The sequence below is a fragment of the Paenibacillus shunpengii genome (assembly GCF_042684905.1).
Taxonomy (GTDB): Bacteria; Bacillota; Bacilli; order Paenibacillales; family Paenibacillaceae; genus Paenibacillus; species Paenibacillus shunpengii.
Genome location: NZ_JBHUMJ010000011.1, coordinates 437,696 through 455,968 on the forward strand (window position 1 = coordinate 437,696; position 18,273 = coordinate 455,968).

The following is an 18,273-nucleotide window of genomic DNA, read 5'->3' on the forward strand; positions in this document are numbered from 1 at the left end:
AAAGTACTATAGGTACTTTTTAGTGCCTTTTGGAAAGGGATGATGCAGATGAACAAGAAATATAACATCTCTGTGGAAGCAACGCTTGAGGTCATCGGTGGAAAGTGGAAGAGCGTCATTCTGTGCCACCTGACTCACGGCAGGAAGCGCACCAGTGATCTTCGCAGGCTCATGCCCAATATTACGCAAAAAATGCTGACCCAGCAGCTTCGCGAGCTTGAGGAGGACGGAATCGTAAACCGAATCAGCTATAATGAGGTCCCGCCACGGGTCGAATATGAGCTGACCGAGTATGGCTGGAGCCTCAAACCGATCCTGGACTCCATGTGCAATTGGGGAGAACAACATATTATTAAGGAGCATGGCAGTTTGACCGATATGCTGGAGGACAGCATTCTGAACAAGAAGGAAGAGCATTCGGTCACTTAGAATATTCTCAATTAGAACAGAACGCACAAAGAACGCCGGAACCACTATGCAGTGGGTGCCCGGCGTTCTTATGCATATCTAATATATTATTGTGGTCTCTTACAGTGCTTCTACGTCAAAGCCTGCTTGTTTCCACGCTGCTGTACCGCCGTCAATAAAATGAACGTCAGTGAAGCCCATCTGATGCAAGATATAAGCACCTAGAGTAGCTTGTCCGCCTGCACCGCACGTAACAAGAACAGGACGGCTGCGATCAGCTAGACGCTCGTCACGAAGCTCAGCTGGCAGCTCAAGATCTGCACGAATCGGCAGCATGCCAAGAGAGATGTTGACACTGCTCGGAATGAGTCCGCAAGCACCGGCATCAGCGGCATCCTGTACATCGATCACTAGCGTGTTCGGTTTGTCAGCAATTTGCTGCTTCGCTTCCTGGGAGCTAATCCCGGATACATGCTTCAATGCTTCTTCAATCATATTCTTAAATGTCAAAGCCATTCGTCATACACTCCTTTTTCCGTATGGGGATTGGCACGTTTTAACTTCGCGCCTTATTTATTCTATCATGCACGATTCAATTATGCGAAATGAATGCTCAAATAGACTTATAAAAAAGAGACAGGAGTCCTCCACTACCCCTGTCCCTTCCTTCCCAATGGATTCTACACATACCTCAGTTGTTAGCTGTTCGCTATACTCTTGTCTTGAATAGCAAGTACACAAAGTAAGGAACCCCTATGATGGATATAACGATACCCACCGGCAGCTCCGCCGGTGCAAAGATGGACTTGCCGATGAGATCGCCGACGACCACCATTGCCATCCCTATAAGCCCGGATACAGGAATAACATGCCGGTGCTTAATCCCGACAAGCCTGCGGGCGATATGCGGTGCAATCAGTCCGACAAAGCCCACGCTTCCTGATACCGCTACACACGCACTCACAATGCCAACACTGAACAGGAGCAGCCATAAGCGTTCACGGTGTACACGCACACCGGCTCCCAAGGCACTGAGTTCTTCAAGCTGCATGACATCAAGCACGAGTGATTTACTCCAGATCAGCGGGATTAATATGATCAGCCATGGCAGCATGGCAAGGATAAACTGCCAGTTCGCATTATAGATACTGCCTGACAGCCATACTGTGGCCATCTCGAAGTCACTTGGGTTCATTTTGAGCGATACATACAAGGTCAGTGCACCGAACCCTGACGATACCGCGATCCCTACCAGAATGAGCCGCTGCGAATCAAGTCTCCCTTTATCAATCGTAAACAGCAGAATGAAAGCGGCCGCTATAAGCCCGCCGACGAGCCCGAACAAGGGCATCAGCATGATGGAGCCAAAGCTCGCTCCTGTAATGGTTCCCTGGAACAAGAACATGAACAGCACGACCGCTGAGCCAGCCCCTGCGTTAATACCTAACATCCCGGGGTCCGCAAGCGGATTTCGGACGATACCCTGAATGACGGCACCCGCTACCCCAAGCCCCAGTCCAAGTAATATGGCAATGACAATTCGGGGCAGCCTGAAATCAAAGATTACCAGATCATGCTCTGGCGCCGGATCAATCCGAAGCAGTGTCTTGATCACCTCAGCCACCGTCATGTCAAAGGTGCCATTCGTTACACTGATATAAGAAGCGGCAAGAATAATGAATAGCGACACGGTAACGACCGTCCATCGCTTAAAACGAGCGGTTCTAGGCATCGGACTTCCCTCCTCTGGTCTTGATCAGGTAGAGGAAGAATGGTACACCAAATATGGCAGTAACAACGCCGATCGGCGTCTCAAACGGAGCGTTGATAAACCGGCTCATTATATCACACCAAGCTAGGAATATGCCTCCGATTAACGCAGAGCATGGGATGACCCACTTATAATCAATACCAACAATAAAACGGGTAATGTGCGGAATGAGAAGACCGACAAATCCGATCTTACCCGCAAGCGCTACCGAAATTCCTGTAAGAATAACGACGCTGAGAATGGACAATGCCTTAACCCATTTGGTCCGTTGGCCAAGACTGGTAGCCATCTCCTCGCCCATCGATAGAATCGTAATGGACCGTGCCAGACCCATGGCAAGCACGAGGCCGGCAATTGCGAATGGAATAATCAGCTTGATCAGCTCAGGATCCATCTGATGGAGTCTAGCATTGTACCAGAAGCTTACCGTCTGCGATACCTGAAAATAAGTCGCAGCCGCCTCAGACAATCCACTCAAGAAGGTCCCGATGATTGTCCCGAGAATGGCCATCCTGACCGGTGTCATCCCCCTCGGCAGCAGCCATGCAAGTGAGAATACGATGCCGGCACCGATGGCAGAACCGATCAATGAGTAAGCTATGTATCCTAATGAGGATGTGTTAGGAAGCAGAATCATGCAAATCGTGATTACAAATACGGAACCGTCCGATACACCCATTATGGAAGGTGAAGCCAAATAGTTTCTCGTCATCCCCTGCATCAGCGCACCGGAGACAGCTAAAAACGCACCAATTAATAATGCCCCCACGACTCGAGGGAGTCGTGAGGTTAGTATAATCTGGTGATCGATACTGTCCGAGTCGAAGTAAAATAAGGCATTCCATACTTCAGACGCGTTAATATCCTTGGCACCATAGAGTATCGAGACGAGAATGGTTACAGCTATGATGACCGGAGCGACCAGGCATATGAGCAGCGGATGTACTCGTCTTTTGGATAACATGGATGAATGAAAGCTCGTTTACTTCTTCAGCTCTGCTACAGCAGCTGTCAGGAAGTTTGTTCTGCTCCAAGCAGGTCCGCCTTCAGACAATGGATCAATGATATTGGTATATACATGTCCATCCTTGAAAGCATTTGTTTTTTGAATAATCGGGTTGTTCTGGATGTCTTCGAGTGCAGTAAGTTTATCCGCGTTCTCCGCATCTGCAAATTGCAGGAAGACATAGTCAGGATTAATCTCGGCAAACTGCTCAACCGTAATCAGCTCCTGCGCTTTGGCTGCAGCAACTGCATCTGGAACCGTCAAGCCAAGGTCAGTGTAAAGCACTGGGTTAAAGAATACATCCTGTGGGTAAACATACATCTCTCCACCACGAATACGGATCGCCATGACATTCTTACCTTCAAGCTTCGTACCAAGTTCAGCTTTGGCTGCTTCTGCCTCTGCTTTGTAATCTTCAATGACTTTAGCTGCCTCATCCTGTTTGCCGGACAGTTCACCCATCAGGTTCAGGTTAGCTTCCCAATCCGTTGAGATATGAGACACTTGAATAAGTGGAGCGATCTTTTTCAGCTGTTCTACAACTTCTGGTTTGAATTTGGTTGTTCCCAGAATAACGTCTGGCTTCAAGGAAAGAATCGTTTCGAAGTTAGGCTCTTGTTTGGCTCCGATCGATGTTGCCCCTTCCGTAATAGAAGCGTAACGCTCAGGGAACTCACCGCCTACTTCAATAGCACCTGTCAGCGGCACATCAAGTACAAGAGCGTCCTCCATCGCTTCCATAGCGCCCGTTACGACGATCTTCTCCACATTTGCTGGAAGAGTATACTCTTCTCCCAGATATGTAACCGTACGTGTCTCGCCTTCTGAACTGTCTGTTTCTGTTGTATCGGTTTCTGTAGTATCGGTTTCGGCAGGCTGCTCAGAAGCAGCTGGAGTTGTCTCTGTTGTGCCGCTTGCTGTCTCCGAGTCGTTCGTGTCGCTTGCTTGTCCGCACGCTGCCAGCATGACCAGCATCACTACGAGCATGGCATAAAAGGAAATCTTTTTCATGAAAATAGAAACCCCTCTCTTATATCTCCATAATTGATAATGATTATCATTATTGAATATTATAAGAGTTTTATAAAGGTATCCATGGACATTACTCGGTAAAGACATGGACTAATTCCACATTTTTTACCAATACCTAGGAAAAACGGCTGCCTAAGAAGGTTAACTCCTGCTGCTTCTTATATTCAGATGGGGAAACACCCATCATTTTCTTAAATTTACGGCTGAAGTAGAATTCATCTGGGTACCCGACTAAGTGGGCAATATCCCGCAGCTTGAGCTCTGAATCCATCATGAGCTGCTTAGCATGCTCCATACGCGTCGTCGCAATATATTCGGTTACACTTACTCCATATTGCTTCTTAAACAGTTCACTGTAATACTTCAAGCTGAGTCCCGCCATCCGTCCGAGCCGCTCCAGTGTCAGATTCTCATCATAATGCTGATCAATGTACTCTTTTGTCTTCTGGAGCGTCGAGTTCGAGTCCTGCGAATCAGATGTACGGCTCTTTGCAACCCAGTACAGAAATTCCTGAAAAATAATCTGGCTGCGGTAGCGTCCAAGTCCCTCACCACTGTGCCAATGACCATATATGGACTGACACATCCCTGTGAACCAGCTTGCCTCTTGAGTGAGCAGCTCACTGCCGGGTTCCATAATGTAATCATCGACAACGACAAGCGGACCCTTATTGCCCTGTTCCTGGTAGATATCATACTCTATAATCATTAAATCGAGATCCCGGCCGCAGTTGCATGTCATTTCAATGCTCGCTTCCGGCACACAGGAATACACGCAGGGCTTCTCTACTTGATATGAACAGTTGTTCATCGTAAGGGAGCCCTTTCCATCCGTGATCACAAGCAGTCTGCGTGATGCTGTACGGGTTCTCGGAAGGGACCATCTTGATCTGGTACTGACTCTTGCAATATCACGCAGTCTTACCGATGAATAATCAAGCGTCTTGCTTACCAATTCATGATCTGCACTATCCATCTTCCATTCATACATGTTGGATCACCACCTCATAAATGATAATGATTATCAATATCATAAAGAGTATATCAAATTTTACGACTTTGCAGTGATTTTTTTTGAAATAAACGAAAATTCATTTTCATCCGCAGAAAAAAAGACAGCTTCCTCAAAAAGCACTCCTGAGAAAAGTTGTCTTGTTGTCCGTTATTTGCTCGCCCAGTCCGCAAATCGTAAAGCCCGATTAATCAGTACAGGCAGAATGGAGCTGTGATTCTCGTCCTCGAATTCCTTGAATACAGCGTGTACGCCATATTCGGATAGAGCGGAGAGCCGTTCTGCCTGCTTCTTGGCATTCTCAATCATCGGGATCTTAAAGTTTCCCTCCCGCTCGCCTACAGCCACCAGAACCCGAACCTTCAGTGATGCAAGCTCTCCGGATGTCAACGACTTCGTCCAAGTCTCCTCCTGCTGCGCAAGATAAGATCCATTCCAATGAATAGAAGGGCTTCCGGCAATGTAGGTATGAAAAGTACCCGGTCTCGCAAACAGCATTTGCAGCACGAACAAGCCTCCGAGTGAATGTCCGATGATCATTTGCTTCCTTGCATTCACCGAATAATGCTGCTCGATTTCTGGTTTGAGCTGTTCTTCGATAAAGGACATAAATTCCTTAGCTCCGCCCTGCTCCGGGCGTTCTCTTCCTCCTGGCATTGCAGGCAGCTCTGCTTCGTTAGCCGGCATCGTCAGATCATAGTGTCTGCGCGGCGGAAACGGCGCATCCAGATCATAGCCAATACCGACCACAATCGCTGGAACGACCCCCGTCTTCTCCCGTCTCACCGATTGAATTCGAATCATTTCCGTTGTCATTGCAAAGGTCGCATTGCCATCAAGGGTATAAATGATAGGAAAGCCTTCTGCTGGAGGCTCCTCTACTGGACAATACACACAAATTCGATAGTCATGTCCGTTAAATCGGGAACGCAGGATCCATTCTTTCGTTGCAGAAAGTGTGACCTGCTTCGCTGAAGTTGTTGCCATACCTCTCCTCCTCCCTACTTGCCTAGCCATTATAGAGTATTCACCCCGGACAAAACATGGACTTTTTCCGTATCAAAGTCTAGTCAGCACCAGAGATCGTACTTCTTGCAATTCGAACGAGCTCTTCTTGGTCCGCTGTGTGACTGGTCAGCACATAATTGGCTGTGAATTCTCTCTCTTGGATTGCCCAGATCAGCGAGTTCTCGTGCATATGATCATTCTTATAATAATAGGTATCCACCCCATTAATCTCTGTCACGTTATCAGTCGTTGGAGCATCATCATAAAAATGGGTTTCTTCTTGAGTTTGAGTAAAATGAATGTTGTAGTCGATTACGTGCTTGCCGTTCTGGTAGCTCAGTATAATTGAATTCTGCTTACTGCCTAGCTTTTGAGTATAATAACCGTATTCTTGTCCATTTGAGGCAATACCATAAACGATCTCTCCCTTTTCCCTTACTGATGGGTTTGAGTTCATATAGATGGATGCTTCCTTGAAACGATACTCATCAGACAACTGCCTCGGAAATTGGTTTGACTTGAATGGAACAGAAACAGCTTTCAGAAATTGTTCATAATCCGTGTATTTGTATGGTGAAATGGTCCCCATCATATTTTCCGGAATTTTATTCTCAATGTCCTCCTTGGTGCCAAAATAGACTGTAGCCGACTCTCCGGGAGGTAGCATTTCTCGAATTTCATTTAAAGCAATCTCATGAGTTGTCGGAATGGACTTATCCGTGAGATGTACTTCCATTACCTTGTTTCCATCTTTATCTTGCAGCTCAAACCAATCTGCTGCAACAAATGAAAAGCCAGTAAGTAATCCTACCACTGCCACTACAAGCGTTACACGTTTTAATATCACAAATCTAAGTTTCCCCCTTGACTGCTCCAACCTGTTAATATTGTCCATGATATTTAAGGAGAAATCCCGCTTGGGTAAATACGATGTATTGAACAGATTATTTAGATCGTTAATATCATCATCTAAATGCTGTTTTTGTTCCATTTTGGGTACTCCTCCATTTGAATCAATTTGAGTTTTTTTCGAATGCGTTCAAATCGCTTGCGGAGTGCTGCTGGCGTTCGGTTCATAATTCGGCTGATTTCCTCGAAGCTCTTCTCTTCACTTACTCTCAGTACGAGCAAATTTCGATCCTCTGGGGATAGTAGGCTTAATAGCTCATGAATAGATGGAGAATAATCCAACATCCCTTGCGATTGCTCACATTGTACACGATAAAGATTAAGTATTTTATAACGCACTTTACGCTTTTTAAGTAAATTAATACAGTGATAATAAGCCAATTTATATAGCCATCCTGAGAAGGCTGTGCTGCTGGCATATTTACTTATCTTTTGATAACACTTTAAGAAAATTTCTTGTACCGCATCTTCGGCCTCTTGACGGTTTCCTAGCATGTGATAACAATACAGGTGAATTTTTCGCTGATACTTGTAAACAAGAAGTCGAAACGCTTCCTTGTCTCCGTTCTTGACTTGATCAACAATAAGCTCTATTTCTATGTCTATATAATCCTCGCTCATAGCTCCTCCTTCCCTACAGGGCGCCCTGTCTATGAGTAATAACAAAGTAAAATGCTTATTTGTGACATTCATTTGATTATTAATAGCAAATAATCTGATCATCAGTTGTCATCTTAATAAAGAAAAAGCTGCTCAATACCGCCATCGGCAGCATTGAACAGCTCAGTGCTCATGTTACAGTGTCGTGCTATTACTTACGCTCTACGGCATACCAGCCGTCTTCATACGTAACCGTTGCATCCAGTGCATCTGCAATGGAACGCAGTGGAACATAGACCATCCCATGCTCCGTATAAGGTGCAGAAGGCAAGGTTACCTTCTCTCCATTGACGACAGCTTGTTTAGAGCCCAGCGTATAAGTGGACTGTTCCAGTGTCAGGTCATTCGTCACCACAATCTGATTCGAACCTTTGGTCCATTTCACATCCGCTTCAAACTGGTCTGCAAAATAACGAAGGGCTACAAATCCAGTACCGTCGTGATTCACCAATCCGTAGTACTCGTCTTCCGGATCAAGATAAGTGTACATGCTGGTCATACCGGAGTTCAGCAGCAGCTCATGCACTGGTGCGGATCCTTCAAAATTACGAAGAATTTCGCCTGTCGTTGCTTCACCGTACATCACATCAAGAACGCCACTCGAAGTATCGACCTGATCTGCCTTGACTTCTGTTCCGTAGTTCCAGATCTCAGAGGTATTTACAAGCTTGATTTCACTGACAGGCAGTTCATCCGATTCGGGAATGGCTACCTTCAGCTCCATATCTGATTTGCGGGCATTCAGCTCGCTGTCGAAATAATAATCTACTGTAAGATTCGTATCATCGCCAAATACGGTCTTCAGCTCTGGTGTTTCATTGAACAATTTCTCAACTTCTTGATCATAATCCAAAAGGAACTCATCCAGATAACCCGTGATCGCGCCATGAATCATCGCTACCGTCGTATCCTTGGATTCCGGAGACAGGAACTCCGAAGCTCCTTCCAGTGACTCATCTTCCGCTTCGATCGCAACAAACATAACTGAGATGGCATCGTAGAGATTGCCAATGAGCTGCTTCAAGCCTTCTTCATCCTCAGCAATAGAAGTCAGGAACGGACGGATAAGCTCGACCATCTCTGTACCGCTGAGTTCCACATGAAGCTGAGTGAGGTCAAGCTGCTCTCCATTAACTGTCTCTTGTGCCTTTGCAACCGAGATGGTGTCTGGATTAGGCAAATGCTTCACCAAGAAGCTCGCCAATTCCCAGGTTACATCCTCTACCTGCTCATAATATTCTGTCATCTCTGGTGTTTCTATCTCTTCCCCAAGCGAGAAGTAGACCGGCTTCTCTGCACCCTCAATATCAAGAGCAAACCCGGCTTTATCCATGCTGAAGAGGAATGGAATTTCATTATCCGAATAGTATACAGAGCCTGTAACCGAAGCATGATCCATATCTTCCGATTTGGCACTGTCAATATGTACGGAAATGGAGTTCAATAGGTCTATCATTTCCTTATCTTCCGCAGTTGCATTCGCAGACGGTGTAACTTCCAGATCGAGTGTCTGACGGGATTCCATCGGCTGATATAATTTTTCCTTGCTTCCTAGTATGGCTGAATTGACATCAAATCCACCTACTGACTGACAGCCTGTCAATACGACCAGCATGAAAATGAGTGGCGCGGCGAGCCACTTAAACGATTTACGATTAATAATATTGCTCTCCCCCTTAAACGTTATGGACGTACTCCTTCATACTATATTTAGAGGGAAAATATGTAAACCTATTTTTTTAAAAAATGCCTATATATCCTTGTGTATCAATTGTTGAGAAATGATGACAATAGTCGACAATCTATCATATTCCTCTGTTTTTCATGAAAATATTAATATTTTCGGCATGATGTAATAAAGATTCTATTGCAACTTTATGTAGAACGCCGGCGTCAGTAGAAGTATTAATTAAATCAAAAGGAGTCGTTATACAGATGAAAAAAAGCCGAATTATCCTCTATGCAGCAAGCGCCGCAGTGTTACTATGGATCACTGGATGTAGTCAAGCAGAGACGGAGACTTCGACTCCTGATCTTCCCGACCCTGTTAATGCGACAGAAACAGCGCCAAAAACTGTTCCAGCAGAGCAGCCGGAGGCTGAAGAACAAACGATTATATTTGAAAGGTCCGCCCCCTCTGATCCCACTAAATTTCAAGAAGGTGTCTCTATAGATATGGCAGGTTATGTACAGGATTTTTTTACATTGGACATGGCGGAGACCATCCAACGCAATATGGAAGCGATCGTCAGCAATGATTCAGAAGGCTTCTCAGAAGGAATGTCCGAGGATGTAGTGGAACAAAATCTGAATTTATTAGCCTATCTGCACACGGATGGAGAAGCGATTGAGTTCCAATCTGTTGATTCAATCACTTATTTGGAGAAGGAGAAAAGAATCCAAATTGCAGTAAGCTATGCCATTCAGATGAAAGAAGAAGTCACCTATGGATCTTTTGAATATACTTTGATTCCGGAGAAGGGGACAGAAGAGGACAGGTGGATCATCGCTACCATGGACTAGAAAGTAGATCCAATGCGAACAAGCAAACCCCCATCAGCAAGATGAGGGTTCACAACAAAAGAATGAAATGGATGGATTTATTCCTTATTGAAAATGAGGGCTGTCTTCGTTTCGTTGATAAAGGCCGTATCCGCATTCAGCTGTTCGGATATGAAGCGGACAGGAACGAACAAACGGCCATGCTGCTGCATGAGCGGGACATCATACCGTTCAATCCTGCCATTCACATCCACCTGCCTGCTTCCCTCTGCCCAGCGAATCGTTGTGTCTCCAGCCTGGATCGTCGCTTCTCTAAGATCTTGATTCCACTCAACAACTGCCCCCAGCTGTTCTGCTGCAAACCGAAGCGGTACATAGGTGCGGTTATCGCTTATATATGGGGCAGTTTCCAAAGAAAATTCCATGCTGCCGGCATAGGCTGTGCTTGATCCAATGATTAAGCGCTGCAGCTCGCCTTGGGATCGTTTGTCTTTGTCATTCGCCGTTATTTTCTCAAAAATATCTAATGTATCGCTTCCTTCGCTTAAGTCCAGATAGTTGTCAGCGAGCCCCAAAGAATAGTATTCCAGCACGTTTCCAACCTGGTTTGCCGGATAATAGATAAAGTCATGATCTGCAAGGGGCGAAATATCCCATATTCGATTGCCTGACAGCTGCAGCTCGCTGAGCTCTGCCAAATCTGCCAGTGGTGCCAGATCATAGATCTGGTTATTGGCCAGCTGGATGGATCTTAAGTTCGTCAGGCTCGCAAGTGGTGTTAAATCGGTGACTTCATTATTATTCATACTGATTCCCTCAAGGGTCTCTGTCAAATGCTCAAGAGGGGACAAATCCGCAATCTGATTATTGTCCAGCTGAATATACCGAAGGCTCGGAAGCTCGGCGAGCACCGAAATATCTGTAATCCCATTATCGGTCGCTTCCAGCCAGCTTAATGCCTTGGCTTCTTCCAGTGCATCCAGTCGATCTACAGGATTGCCGCTGATCAGAAGCGTATGTAGCCGAGGAAAGTTTCTGACGACCTCAATGGATGCAACTCCATTATTGCTTATGTACAGTCTTCCCAAATCCGTAAGTGCTGCTAACTCCTCTATTGAAGTAATATAGTTACTCCTTACATCGACTTCCCGCAAAGTCTTTATTCCACTTATAGGTGCAAGATCCGATATTTCATTGCCGGAGAGCCTCAGATGGGTCATATTTACCGCGTGCTCCAGTCCAGCCAGACTCTTAATTCCCAAGCTCCGCAGATCAACGACCGTCAAGGAAGCCAAATCTTCTGTCGTGAGCGGCTCGTCAACCGGCTTATTAAGTATTGACTTCAGTCCATAGGACAGTGCCTCATCTTCAATAAATATCTCTTCGGTGTACGCTGCGGCAAAGGAGGATTGTCCGACAACACTTATACTGATGATTAAGAAAATAAGTATGCTGGATATGTATTTCCTCACTACGCATATTCCTCCCCCTGTTTGCTTAAACTGAAAGCCAGAATCCTAAATATATGGACGTTTCTTGTGATCAAATGTTTCGATTTATTATCTCTGTTACATATACCCAATTTCAAGGGGAAAGGAACAATATATGATAAATTCATCCAATAAAGCACTTCTGTTCCGTACAGGCACTATCCTGCTCATTGTTATGGTTTTATTTTCGATGATAAATATAATGACCGGATTGGAGCCTAGTTCTTCTGCTGCCGCCGCTTTCCAACGTCCGAGCGAGATGAATACGTCTCTTCCGGAGACCAAACGTTTTCACCTCTATGCCACTGACGGCACTCTCAAGCTCCCTGATGAGACATCTGTATATGTGTGGGGGTATAGTGAGCAACAAGCAAAGGGGACTGCCGGATATCCTGCCCCTACTCTCACCGTTAATGAAGGAGATCAGGTAGAGGTGACCTTGACCAATCTGGGTACCTCCCAGAAGGGGATTAAGCAGGTCGGGCATACGATTCATTTTCATGGGCTCGATACGGATCAGGCAAACGACGGTGTGCCGCACACCTCCAAGGATTTGCTTGTGGGAGACAGCTATACCTATAGATTCAAGGCCGATCATGCAGGAACCTATTTCTATCACTGTCATGTCGATACGATTGAGCATCTGCAGATGGGAATGACCGGGGCTTTTATTGTCAAAGCAAAGGACCGAGCTAATGAGGCTTGGACCAGTGGTCCGAAATACGATAAAGAATATACTTTCGTACTGAACGAGATTGATCCGGTATGGCACAAGGCCGTGCAGGAGGGCAAGAAGTATGATCGTACTGACTTCAAGCCTACCTATTTTACAATCAACGGCAAGGCCTATCCTGATACGGAGAAAGACCCAGGTACGCTGATCACAGGCAAGCTCGGGGAGAAGGTACTCGTCCGCATCATCAACTCGGGATACCGGCCTCATGCCATGCATCTGCATGGACATCATTTTCAGGTGATCGCATCTGACGGCAGGCCGCTGCCTGCCCCGCTTGAGAAGGACACGGTAAATATCGGGCCCGGCGAGCGCTACGACCTGTTAATTACATTCACCCAGGAAGGGGCTTACCCCTTCCACAGCCATAACATCGTCGACAATACGAACAATGGAGTCTATCCCGGCGGTATGCATACGATGGTCATGATCGGTGATCAAGGACCGGCGCCAGGACATGAAGGGCATGGGAAGAATGGTGAACTTGAGGAGCACAACGAGAATGAACACCCTAGCAGCATAACAGGAGCAGGAGCCGCTGCACCCCCTGTCTCCCCCTTGGAAGAGTCCCGGGAAGGAGCTATGGTTGCAATCAGCCACATGAAATATTCCGTGAAAGAGCTTCGAATCAAAGCCGGAACAACCGTTACCTGGGAGAACCAGGACCCTGTCTTTCATACGGTGACGGATATAGGAGGCACCTTTGACAGCCGTCACCTCGGACCTGGGGAGGAGTTCAGCTATACCTTCCATGAAAAAGGCGTTTACAACTACTACTGTGCTACCCACCCGAGTATGGAAGCCAGTGTTATTGTGGAGTAAGCATAAGACTGACTTACTTCATTAAAAAACACCCTCTCGTCTTATACACGAAAGGGTGTTTGGTGTTTGGCACTTAACTTACGCGTTGCTTTACTCAGACTTCTCTTCGTCCGCGCCAGCCTTCCCGCCGGTTTGCTCAAATTGGTCCGGTTCATCATCACGGATCGCTTTATCTTCTTCATTGTTTTGTGTATCTTTGTTTACCATGATGCAGCCCTCTTTTCTGTAAAGTTGTACGTATGCTCATTATTAACCCGTTACAGCAAATTGAACCTGGCACCCGATTCAATTTGAGTATGCTTCATCAAAAAGGCCCTCACTTTAATCAGCAAACAATTTCCTATACACTGGCTATAGTAATCTATAGAGAAACGTGGTGACTTGTCATATGTTCACAATCATGCTCATCGAGGATGATCTGACCTTGTTTCAGGAGATAAAAGACCGTTTATCGCAGTGGTCTTATGATACATACGGGGTACAAAATTTTGATAAGGTCATGCAGGAGTTTGCAGAAATCCAGCCCGATCTAGTCATCATCGACATCCAGCTTCCCAAGTTCGACGGGTTTCATTGGTGCCGCATGATTCGGGCCCACTCCAACGTTCCCATCATCTTTCTGTCCTCCCGTGATCATCCGACGGATATGGTGATGTCTATGCAGCTCGGTGCTGACGACTTCATTCAGAAGCCGTTCCATTTCGATGTCCTTATCGCGAAGATCCAGGCTACGCTCCGCCGTGTCTACAATTACAATACAGAACCGACTCAGCTCAAGACCTGGAGGGGAGCTACCGTAGAATATGTGAAGAACACGATTTCTAATGATCAAGGTACGGCAGAGCTGACGAAAAATGAGATGTTCATCCTCAAGATGCTGATTGAGCAGAAGAACCAAATCATCAGCCGAGAGGATCTGATCAAGAGCCTGTGGGACAACGAGCATTTTGTGAGCGACAACACGCTCACCGTCAATGTGAACCGCCTGCGCAAGAAGCTCGAAACCATCGGCCTTGGGGCTTATATCGAAACCAAGGTTGGACAGGGTTACATGGCTACGGAAGAGGCTGCCCCATGATTCGGGGGTTTCTTATTGAACGGCGCAGCTGGCTGCTGCTGATTCTCGTCCTACAGCTGCTGACACTGTTCGTCGCCTATATCGATGCCTCTGTTCCACTGCTGCCGATTTTGTATATTACACTGCTGTCCTCCATGCTCTGTATTTTGTTCCTCTTTATTCGGTATCATAAGGAAACCAAGTTCTTCAAACAGTTGAAGGCCTGGAATCACACCTATGATCTTACAGCCTTCAAGAACGCCGAGAGCCCCTTCGAGCAAATTGTGGAGGAAGCAGTGACATTACAGACCCAGCACTATAAACAAGAAGCTTCCGGCCGTCTTCTGCTCCTTGAGCAGGAGAAGGATGAACTGCTCTCGTGGATTCACGAAGTCAAGACACCCCTGACGGCAATGAGGCTCATGATCGACCGGCTGCCTGATGATACGCTCAAGAACCAGCTGCAGTTCGAATGGCTGCGGATTCACCATCTGCTGGATCAGCAGCTGCACCAGAAGCGGATTCCTTTTATCGAGAATGATCTGTATATTGAGGAGACCTCGCTCGAGCCGATCATCTACAAGGAGATTCGGGACTTGAAATCTTGGTGTATCCAAAAAGGAATCGGCTTTGACGTATCGCTGGAAGCGCCTCAGGTGCTCACGGATGCGAAATGGCTCGGCTTCATCCTTCGTCAGCTCCTGACCAATGCCGTCAAATACAGTGAGGCTTCGGATATTATCGTAGAGAGCCGGCAAGAGAATGGACATGTTATTCTGACCATTCAGGATTTTGGCCGCGGCATTGATCCGAAGGATCTGCCCCGCATTTTCGATCGGGGTTTCACCTCAACGACCCGGCATCAGGAGAGCGCGGCTACGGGAATGGGGCTGTATTTGGCACAGAAATCGGCTGATTCGCTTCGAATTCATATAGAGGTTCAGTCTTCTGTAGGGCATGGCACGGCCTTCTATCTTACCTTTCCTGTTCCTAATGATTTCGATCACCTTGCAGGCATGTGACAACATTGTCACATGCTTTTGTGCTTTGTTCGCTGAATCGAAGGAGAATCTTACGTGAACCAGGTAAGATGGATTCATAAAGAACATAAGGAGTGAAACCCGTGGTTATATTGGAAGCAAACAAGATCCACAAAATATACGGCAACAAATTCAACAAGCAGGAAGTGCTGAAAGGGATCGATCTGAAAGTAAACAAAGGAGAGTTTGTCAGCATCATGGGCGCCTCGGGCTCAGGCAAGACCACCCTCTTGAATGTGCTGTCCTCCATCGACAAGCTGAGCGAGGGAACCATAGAGATTGAGGGCAAGGAATTTACAGGCATGAAGGAGAAGGATCTCGCTGAATTCCGCAAGAACCATCTCGGTTTTATTTTTCAAGAGTATAATCTGCTCGACACACTGACGGTTAAGGAAAATGTACTCCTTCCGCTATCCATCAAGAACGTATCCAAGCGGGCTGCGCTGGAGAAATTCAAGGCGGTTGCATCCGAGCTTGGCATTTATGAGCTGGCGGATAAGTATCCGAGTGAGATTTCAGGCGGACAGAAGCAGCGAACCTCTGCTGCGAGAGCCTTCATCCATGATCCAGGCATTATTTTTGCAGATGAACCGACAGGAGCGCTCGATTCGAAATCCGCCTCCGATCTGCTGAATAAGCTCAGTGACATGAACGAGAAGCATGCGGCAACGATCATTATGGTTACGCATGACCCCGTAGCGGCAAGCTACTGCAGCCGGGTCATCTTCATCAAGGACGGACAGATATACTCGCAGCTGAATAAGGGCGAGCAGCCGAGATCCTCCTTCCTGAGCGATATTATGAAAACCCAAGGCGTGCTGGGCGGTGTTCAAGCGTGAATCTGAATACCATTATTTTTCGAAACCTGAAGAAGAATATACGCAATTACTATCTTTATGTATTTGCTCTTATCTTCAGTGTCGGCCTGTACTTCTCATTCGTAACGCTGCAATACGATCCGTCCATGGATGAAGCGAAGGGTACGGTCAAAGGGGCTGCGGCACTTGGGGCAGCTTCGGTTCTGCTCGTTGCCATTGTCGCCGTCTTCCTGCTCTATGCCAACACGATCTTCATCAAGCGTCGGAGTAAGGAGATCGGATTGTTCCAGTTAATTGGTCTGACAAAAGGCCGCATCTTCCGGATCCTGACGGCGGAGAACCTGATTCTGTATTTTGGCTCCATGGTTATCGGTATTGCGGCAGGCTTCGCCGCTTCGCGGCTTATTCTTATGATTCTGTTCAAAATACTTGGCGTGGATGAGCTGGCAGCCCTTCGCTTCTCACCGGAGGCTCTCACGCAGACCGTTATTGTGTTTGCACTCATCTATGTGCTGATCATGATCATGAACTATCTGTTCATTGTCAGACAGAGCATACTCTCCCTGTTCCGTGTCGTATCCACCGCACAGCAGCGGGTGAGTAAGATGTCACTGCTTGAAATATTACTCGGCGTACTGGGAATCGCTCTGATTCTGGGCGGTTATTATGTTTCCTCTGAATTATTCGGAGGACGCTTTACGGAAATGGGAGATCTGATGTGGGCCATGATCTTTATTTTGGCGTCCGTCATCATCGGTACTTATCTCTTCTATAAGGGCTCGGTCAGCTTCATATTCAACGCGATCCGCAAGAGCAAGAATGGATATTTGTCCATTGGCGAGGTGCTGTCGCTCTCATCCATTATGTTCCGGATGAAATCGAATGCCATGCTCCTCACCGTCATCACGACCGTCTCGGCGCTCGCGATCGGCCTGCTGTCACTCAGCTATATCTCTTATTATTCTGCTGAAACAAGTGCGAAGAATAGTGTACCGCATGACTTCTCCTTTGCAGATGAGCAAGTCAAAGAAGATTTCATATCCGAGCTGGATTCACACCTGATCGCTTATGAGGTCATCCACAGACAGCCGATTACAGCTGAGATGGATGCAAGTAAACTCATGTCTAATAGTACATTTGCCGATGAAACGATTGCAACGCCTGTGCTCAGTGAAACGATGGTTGGAGGAATCGAGCTTGAACCTGGTGAAGCTGTATTCATGGGATACGATGATTCGTTATCAAGCTTCATGACGATTGCTAATACAGGTGAGTTCAATTTGATCGGAAGAAATGGAACTGAAATTCATCAGAAACTGATCGGAATCAAGAAAGAGGCTGTGCTCTCCTATTTTTACGGCGGCTTATCACCTACTGTTATTGTAGACGAGACTGTGTATCAGCAGCTGCACCAAGATATGAATCCGGAGCTTCAAACAGACGACCGTGCCAACTATTACGGAGTTCAGCTCAAGGACCGTTCACAGGTCAAAGAAGCCCATCAAATATATAAAGAGATGGATCTTGGCGTACCAAGCTTCTCTCAATATGATTTTGAATTGAATCAACGTAATAACATGGGAATGATCATGTTCATCGTCGGCTTCCTCGGTCTGACATTCCTGATTACCTCCGGCTGTATTCTGTACTTCAAACAGATGGATGAAAGTGAAGAAGAGCGGCCTAATTATACGATTCTGCGCAAGCTGGGCTTTACAGAGAGCAACCTGATGCGCGGCATAAGGTTCAAGCAGCTGTTCAACTTCGGCATTCCGCTCATTGTCGGTCTGTGCCACAGCTACTTCGCCGTCAAGTCAGGCTGGTTCCTCTTCGGTACCGAGCTCATGGCGCCGATGCTGATCGTGATGGGTCTGTACACCGTGCTCTATTCGATCTTTGGCATCCTGTCAGTCAACTACTACAAACGGGTGATCAAAAGCTCGCTGTGAGCATGACTTGAATAACATCCCCTTGCACTATGCAAGATCTCATTTCGCGATACCAA

At 46.6% G+C, this 18,273-nt stretch carries 17 protein-coding genes; 7 read left to right on the forward strand and 10 right to left on the reverse strand.

The window, feature by feature from the left end; translation table 11 throughout:
- Positions 1 to 48: 48 nt before the first annotated feature.
- A complete protein-coding gene (locus ACFSVM_RS23970; protein WP_076314263.1) occupies positions 49 to 429 on the forward strand; it encodes a winged helix-turn-helix transcriptional regulator in 381 nt (126 codons plus the stop codon).
- Positions 430 to 528: 99 nt separating this feature from the next.
- Here ACFSVM_RS23970 and ACFSVM_RS23975 read toward each other — a convergent pair whose 3' ends face one another.
- The 9 genes from ACFSVM_RS23975 to ACFSVM_RS24015 all read right to left on the reverse strand — a co-directional run bounded on the left by ACFSVM_RS23975 (position 529) and on the right by ACFSVM_RS24015 (position 9,421).
- Positions 529 to 924: a rhodanese-like domain-containing protein gene (locus ACFSVM_RS23975; RefSeq protein ID WP_076314262.1), complete on the reverse strand. Its 396-nt coding sequence runs from the start codon at positions 922 to 924 to the stop codon at positions 529 to 531.
- Positions 925 to 1,117: 193 nt separating this feature from the next.
- Positions 1,118 to 2,140 (reverse strand): FecCD family ABC transporter permease, encoded by a 1,023-nt coding sequence (locus ACFSVM_RS23980; RefSeq protein ID WP_379265007.1) that lies wholly within the window; start codon positions 2,138 to 2,140, stop codon positions 1,118 to 1,120.
- On the reverse strand, positions 2,133 to 3,143 hold the full coding sequence (locus ACFSVM_RS23985; RefSeq protein ID WP_379265009.1) for a FecCD family ABC transporter permease: 1,011 nt from the start codon (positions 3,141 to 3,143) through the stop codon (positions 2,133 to 2,135). The genes ACFSVM_RS23980 and ACFSVM_RS23985 overlap by 8 nt, the downstream gene beginning before the upstream one ends.
- Before the next feature lie 18 nt (positions 3,144 to 3,161).
- Positions 3,162 to 4,196, reverse strand: coding sequence for an ABC transporter substrate-binding protein (locus ACFSVM_RS23990; RefSeq protein WP_379265011.1), 1,035 nt, complete (start codon positions 4,194 to 4,196; stop codon positions 3,162 to 3,164).
- Between the two features lie 136 nt (positions 4,197 to 4,332).
- Complete coding sequence (locus ACFSVM_RS23995) at positions 4,333 to 5,208, reverse strand: helix-turn-helix domain-containing protein (protein ID WP_379265013.1); 876 nt, start codon at positions 5,206 to 5,208, stop codon at positions 4,333 to 4,335.
- Between the two features lie 171 nt (positions 5,209 to 5,379).
- Complete coding sequence (locus ACFSVM_RS24000; protein ID WP_379265015.1) at positions 5,380 to 6,216, reverse strand: alpha/beta hydrolase; 837 nt, start codon at positions 6,214 to 6,216, stop codon at positions 5,380 to 5,382.
- Between the two features lie 79 nt (positions 6,217 to 6,295).
- Positions 6,296 to 7,228 carry a hypothetical protein gene (locus ACFSVM_RS24005; RefSeq protein WP_205054721.1) on the reverse strand — a complete coding sequence of 311 codons (933 nt, stop codon included), beginning with the start codon at positions 7,226 to 7,228 and terminating at the stop codon, positions 6,296 to 6,298.
- The gene (locus ACFSVM_RS24010) at positions 7,207 to 7,869 is read right to left on the reverse strand and encodes an RNA polymerase sigma factor (protein ID WP_379265017.1); all 663 of its coding nucleotides are present in this window, start codon (positions 7,867 to 7,869) and stop codon (positions 7,207 to 7,209) included. Before ACFSVM_RS24010 ends, ACFSVM_RS24005 begins: the two co-directional genes overlap by 22 nt.
- Positions 7,870 to 7,957: 88 nt before the next feature.
- Entirely contained in the window at positions 7,958 to 9,421 is a 1,464-nt protein-coding gene (locus ACFSVM_RS24015) for a copper amine oxidase N-terminal domain-containing protein (protein WP_205054719.1), read from the reverse strand.
- Between the two features lie 320 nt (positions 9,422 to 9,741).
- Here ACFSVM_RS24015 and ACFSVM_RS24020 point away from each other — a divergent pair, with 320 nt between their 5' ends.
- On the forward strand, positions 9,742 to 10,329 hold the full coding sequence (locus ACFSVM_RS24020; RefSeq protein ID WP_076314255.1) for a hypothetical protein: 588 nt from the start codon (positions 9,742 to 9,744) through the stop codon (positions 10,327 to 10,329).
- A 77-nt stretch (positions 10,330 to 10,406) separates the two neighbouring features.
- Here the strand turns inward: ACFSVM_RS24020 and ACFSVM_RS24025 are convergent, their stop codons facing one another.
- Positions 10,407 to 11,780 carry a leucine-rich repeat domain-containing protein gene (locus tag ACFSVM_RS24025; RefSeq protein WP_090724937.1) on the reverse strand — a complete coding sequence of 458 codons (1,374 nt, stop codon included), beginning with the start codon at positions 11,778 to 11,780 and terminating at the stop codon, positions 10,407 to 10,409.
- Positions 11,781 to 11,913: 133 nt separating this feature from the next.
- Between ACFSVM_RS24025 and ACFSVM_RS24030 the strand changes: the two genes are divergently transcribed.
- From ACFSVM_RS24030 to ACFSVM_RS24050, 5 genes are all read left to right on the forward strand, one after another.
- Positions 11,914 to 13,353: a multicopper oxidase domain-containing protein gene (locus ACFSVM_RS24030; RefSeq protein ID WP_379265021.1), complete on the forward strand. Its 1,440-nt coding sequence runs from the start codon at positions 11,914 to 11,916 to the stop codon at positions 13,351 to 13,353.
- 388 nt (positions 13,354 to 13,741) lie between these two features.
- Positions 13,742 to 14,431: a response regulator transcription factor gene (locus ACFSVM_RS24035; RefSeq protein WP_090724940.1), complete on the forward strand. Its 690-nt coding sequence runs from the start codon at positions 13,742 to 13,744 to the stop codon at positions 14,429 to 14,431.
- On the forward strand, positions 14,428 to 15,432 hold the full coding sequence (locus ACFSVM_RS24040; RefSeq protein ID WP_076314251.1) for a sensor histidine kinase: 1,005 nt from the start codon (positions 14,428 to 14,430) through the stop codon (positions 15,430 to 15,432). The genes ACFSVM_RS24035 and ACFSVM_RS24040 overlap by 4 nt, the downstream gene beginning before the upstream one ends.
- Before the next feature lie 101 nt (positions 15,433 to 15,533).
- On the forward strand, positions 15,534 to 16,289 hold the full coding sequence (locus ACFSVM_RS24045; RefSeq protein ID WP_047912670.1) for an ABC transporter ATP-binding protein: 756 nt from the start codon (positions 15,534 to 15,536) through the stop codon (positions 16,287 to 16,289).
- Positions 16,286 to 18,217 carry an FtsX-like permease family protein gene (locus ACFSVM_RS24050; protein WP_090724942.1) on the forward strand — a complete coding sequence of 644 codons (1,932 nt, stop codon included), beginning with the start codon at positions 16,286 to 16,288 and terminating at the stop codon, positions 18,215 to 18,217. The genes ACFSVM_RS24045 and ACFSVM_RS24050 overlap by 4 nt, the downstream gene beginning before the upstream one ends.
- Positions 18,218 to 18,273: the final 56 nt, after the last annotated feature.

What these genes read in the sequence shown, in the direction of transcription:
- ACFSVM_RS23970 (WP_076314263.1), top strand. Translation starts at nt 49, where the DNA reads ATGAACAAGAAATATAACATCTCTGTGGAAGCAACGCTTGAGGTCATC.
- ACFSVM_RS24015 (WP_205054719.1), bottom strand. Translation starts at nt 9,421, where the DNA reads ATGCTGGTCGTATTGACAGGCTGTCAGTCAGTAGGTGGATTTGATGTC.
- ACFSVM_RS24000 (WP_379265015.1), bottom strand. Translation starts at nt 6,216, where the DNA reads ATGGCAACAACTTCAGCGAAGCAGGTCACACTTTCTGCAACGAAAGAA.
- ACFSVM_RS23990 (WP_379265011.1), bottom strand. Translation starts at nt 4,196, where the DNA reads ATGAAAAAGATTTCCTTTTATGCCATGCTCGTAGTGATGCTGGTCATG.
- ACFSVM_RS24005 (WP_205054721.1), bottom strand. Translation starts at nt 7,228, where the DNA reads ATGGAACAAAAACAGCATTTAGATGATGATATTAACGATCTAAATAAT.
- ACFSVM_RS23980 (WP_379265007.1), bottom strand. Translation starts at nt 2,140, where the DNA reads ATGCCTAGAACCGCTCGTTTTAAGCGATGGACGGTCGTTACCGTGTCG.
- ACFSVM_RS24040 (WP_076314251.1), top strand. Translation starts at nt 14,428, where the DNA reads ATGATTCGGGGGTTTCTTATTGAACGGCGCAGCTGGCTGCTGCTGATT.
- ACFSVM_RS23995 (WP_379265013.1), bottom strand. Translation starts at nt 5,208, where the DNA reads ATGTATGAATGGAAGATGGATAGTGCAGATCATGAATTGGTAAGCAAG.
- ACFSVM_RS23975 (WP_076314262.1), bottom strand. Translation starts at nt 924, where the DNA reads ATGGCTTTGACATTTAAGAATATGATTGAAGAAGCATTGAAGCATGTA.
- ACFSVM_RS24035 (WP_090724940.1), top strand. Translation starts at nt 13,742, where the DNA reads ATGTTCACAATCATGCTCATCGAGGATGATCTGACCTTGTTTCAGGAG.
- ACFSVM_RS24030 (WP_379265021.1), top strand. Translation starts at nt 11,914, where the DNA reads ATGATAAATTCATCCAATAAAGCACTTCTGTTCCGTACAGGCACTATC.
- ACFSVM_RS24010 (WP_379265017.1), bottom strand. Translation starts at nt 7,869, where the DNA reads ATGATCAGATTATTTGCTATTAATAATCAAATGAATGTCACAAATAAG.
- ACFSVM_RS24020 (WP_076314255.1), top strand. Translation starts at nt 9,742, where the DNA reads ATGAAAAAAAGCCGAATTATCCTCTATGCAGCAAGCGCCGCAGTGTTA.
- ACFSVM_RS23985 (WP_379265009.1), bottom strand. Translation starts at nt 3,143, where the DNA reads ATGTTATCCAAAAGACGAGTACATCCGCTGCTCATATGCCTGGTCGCT.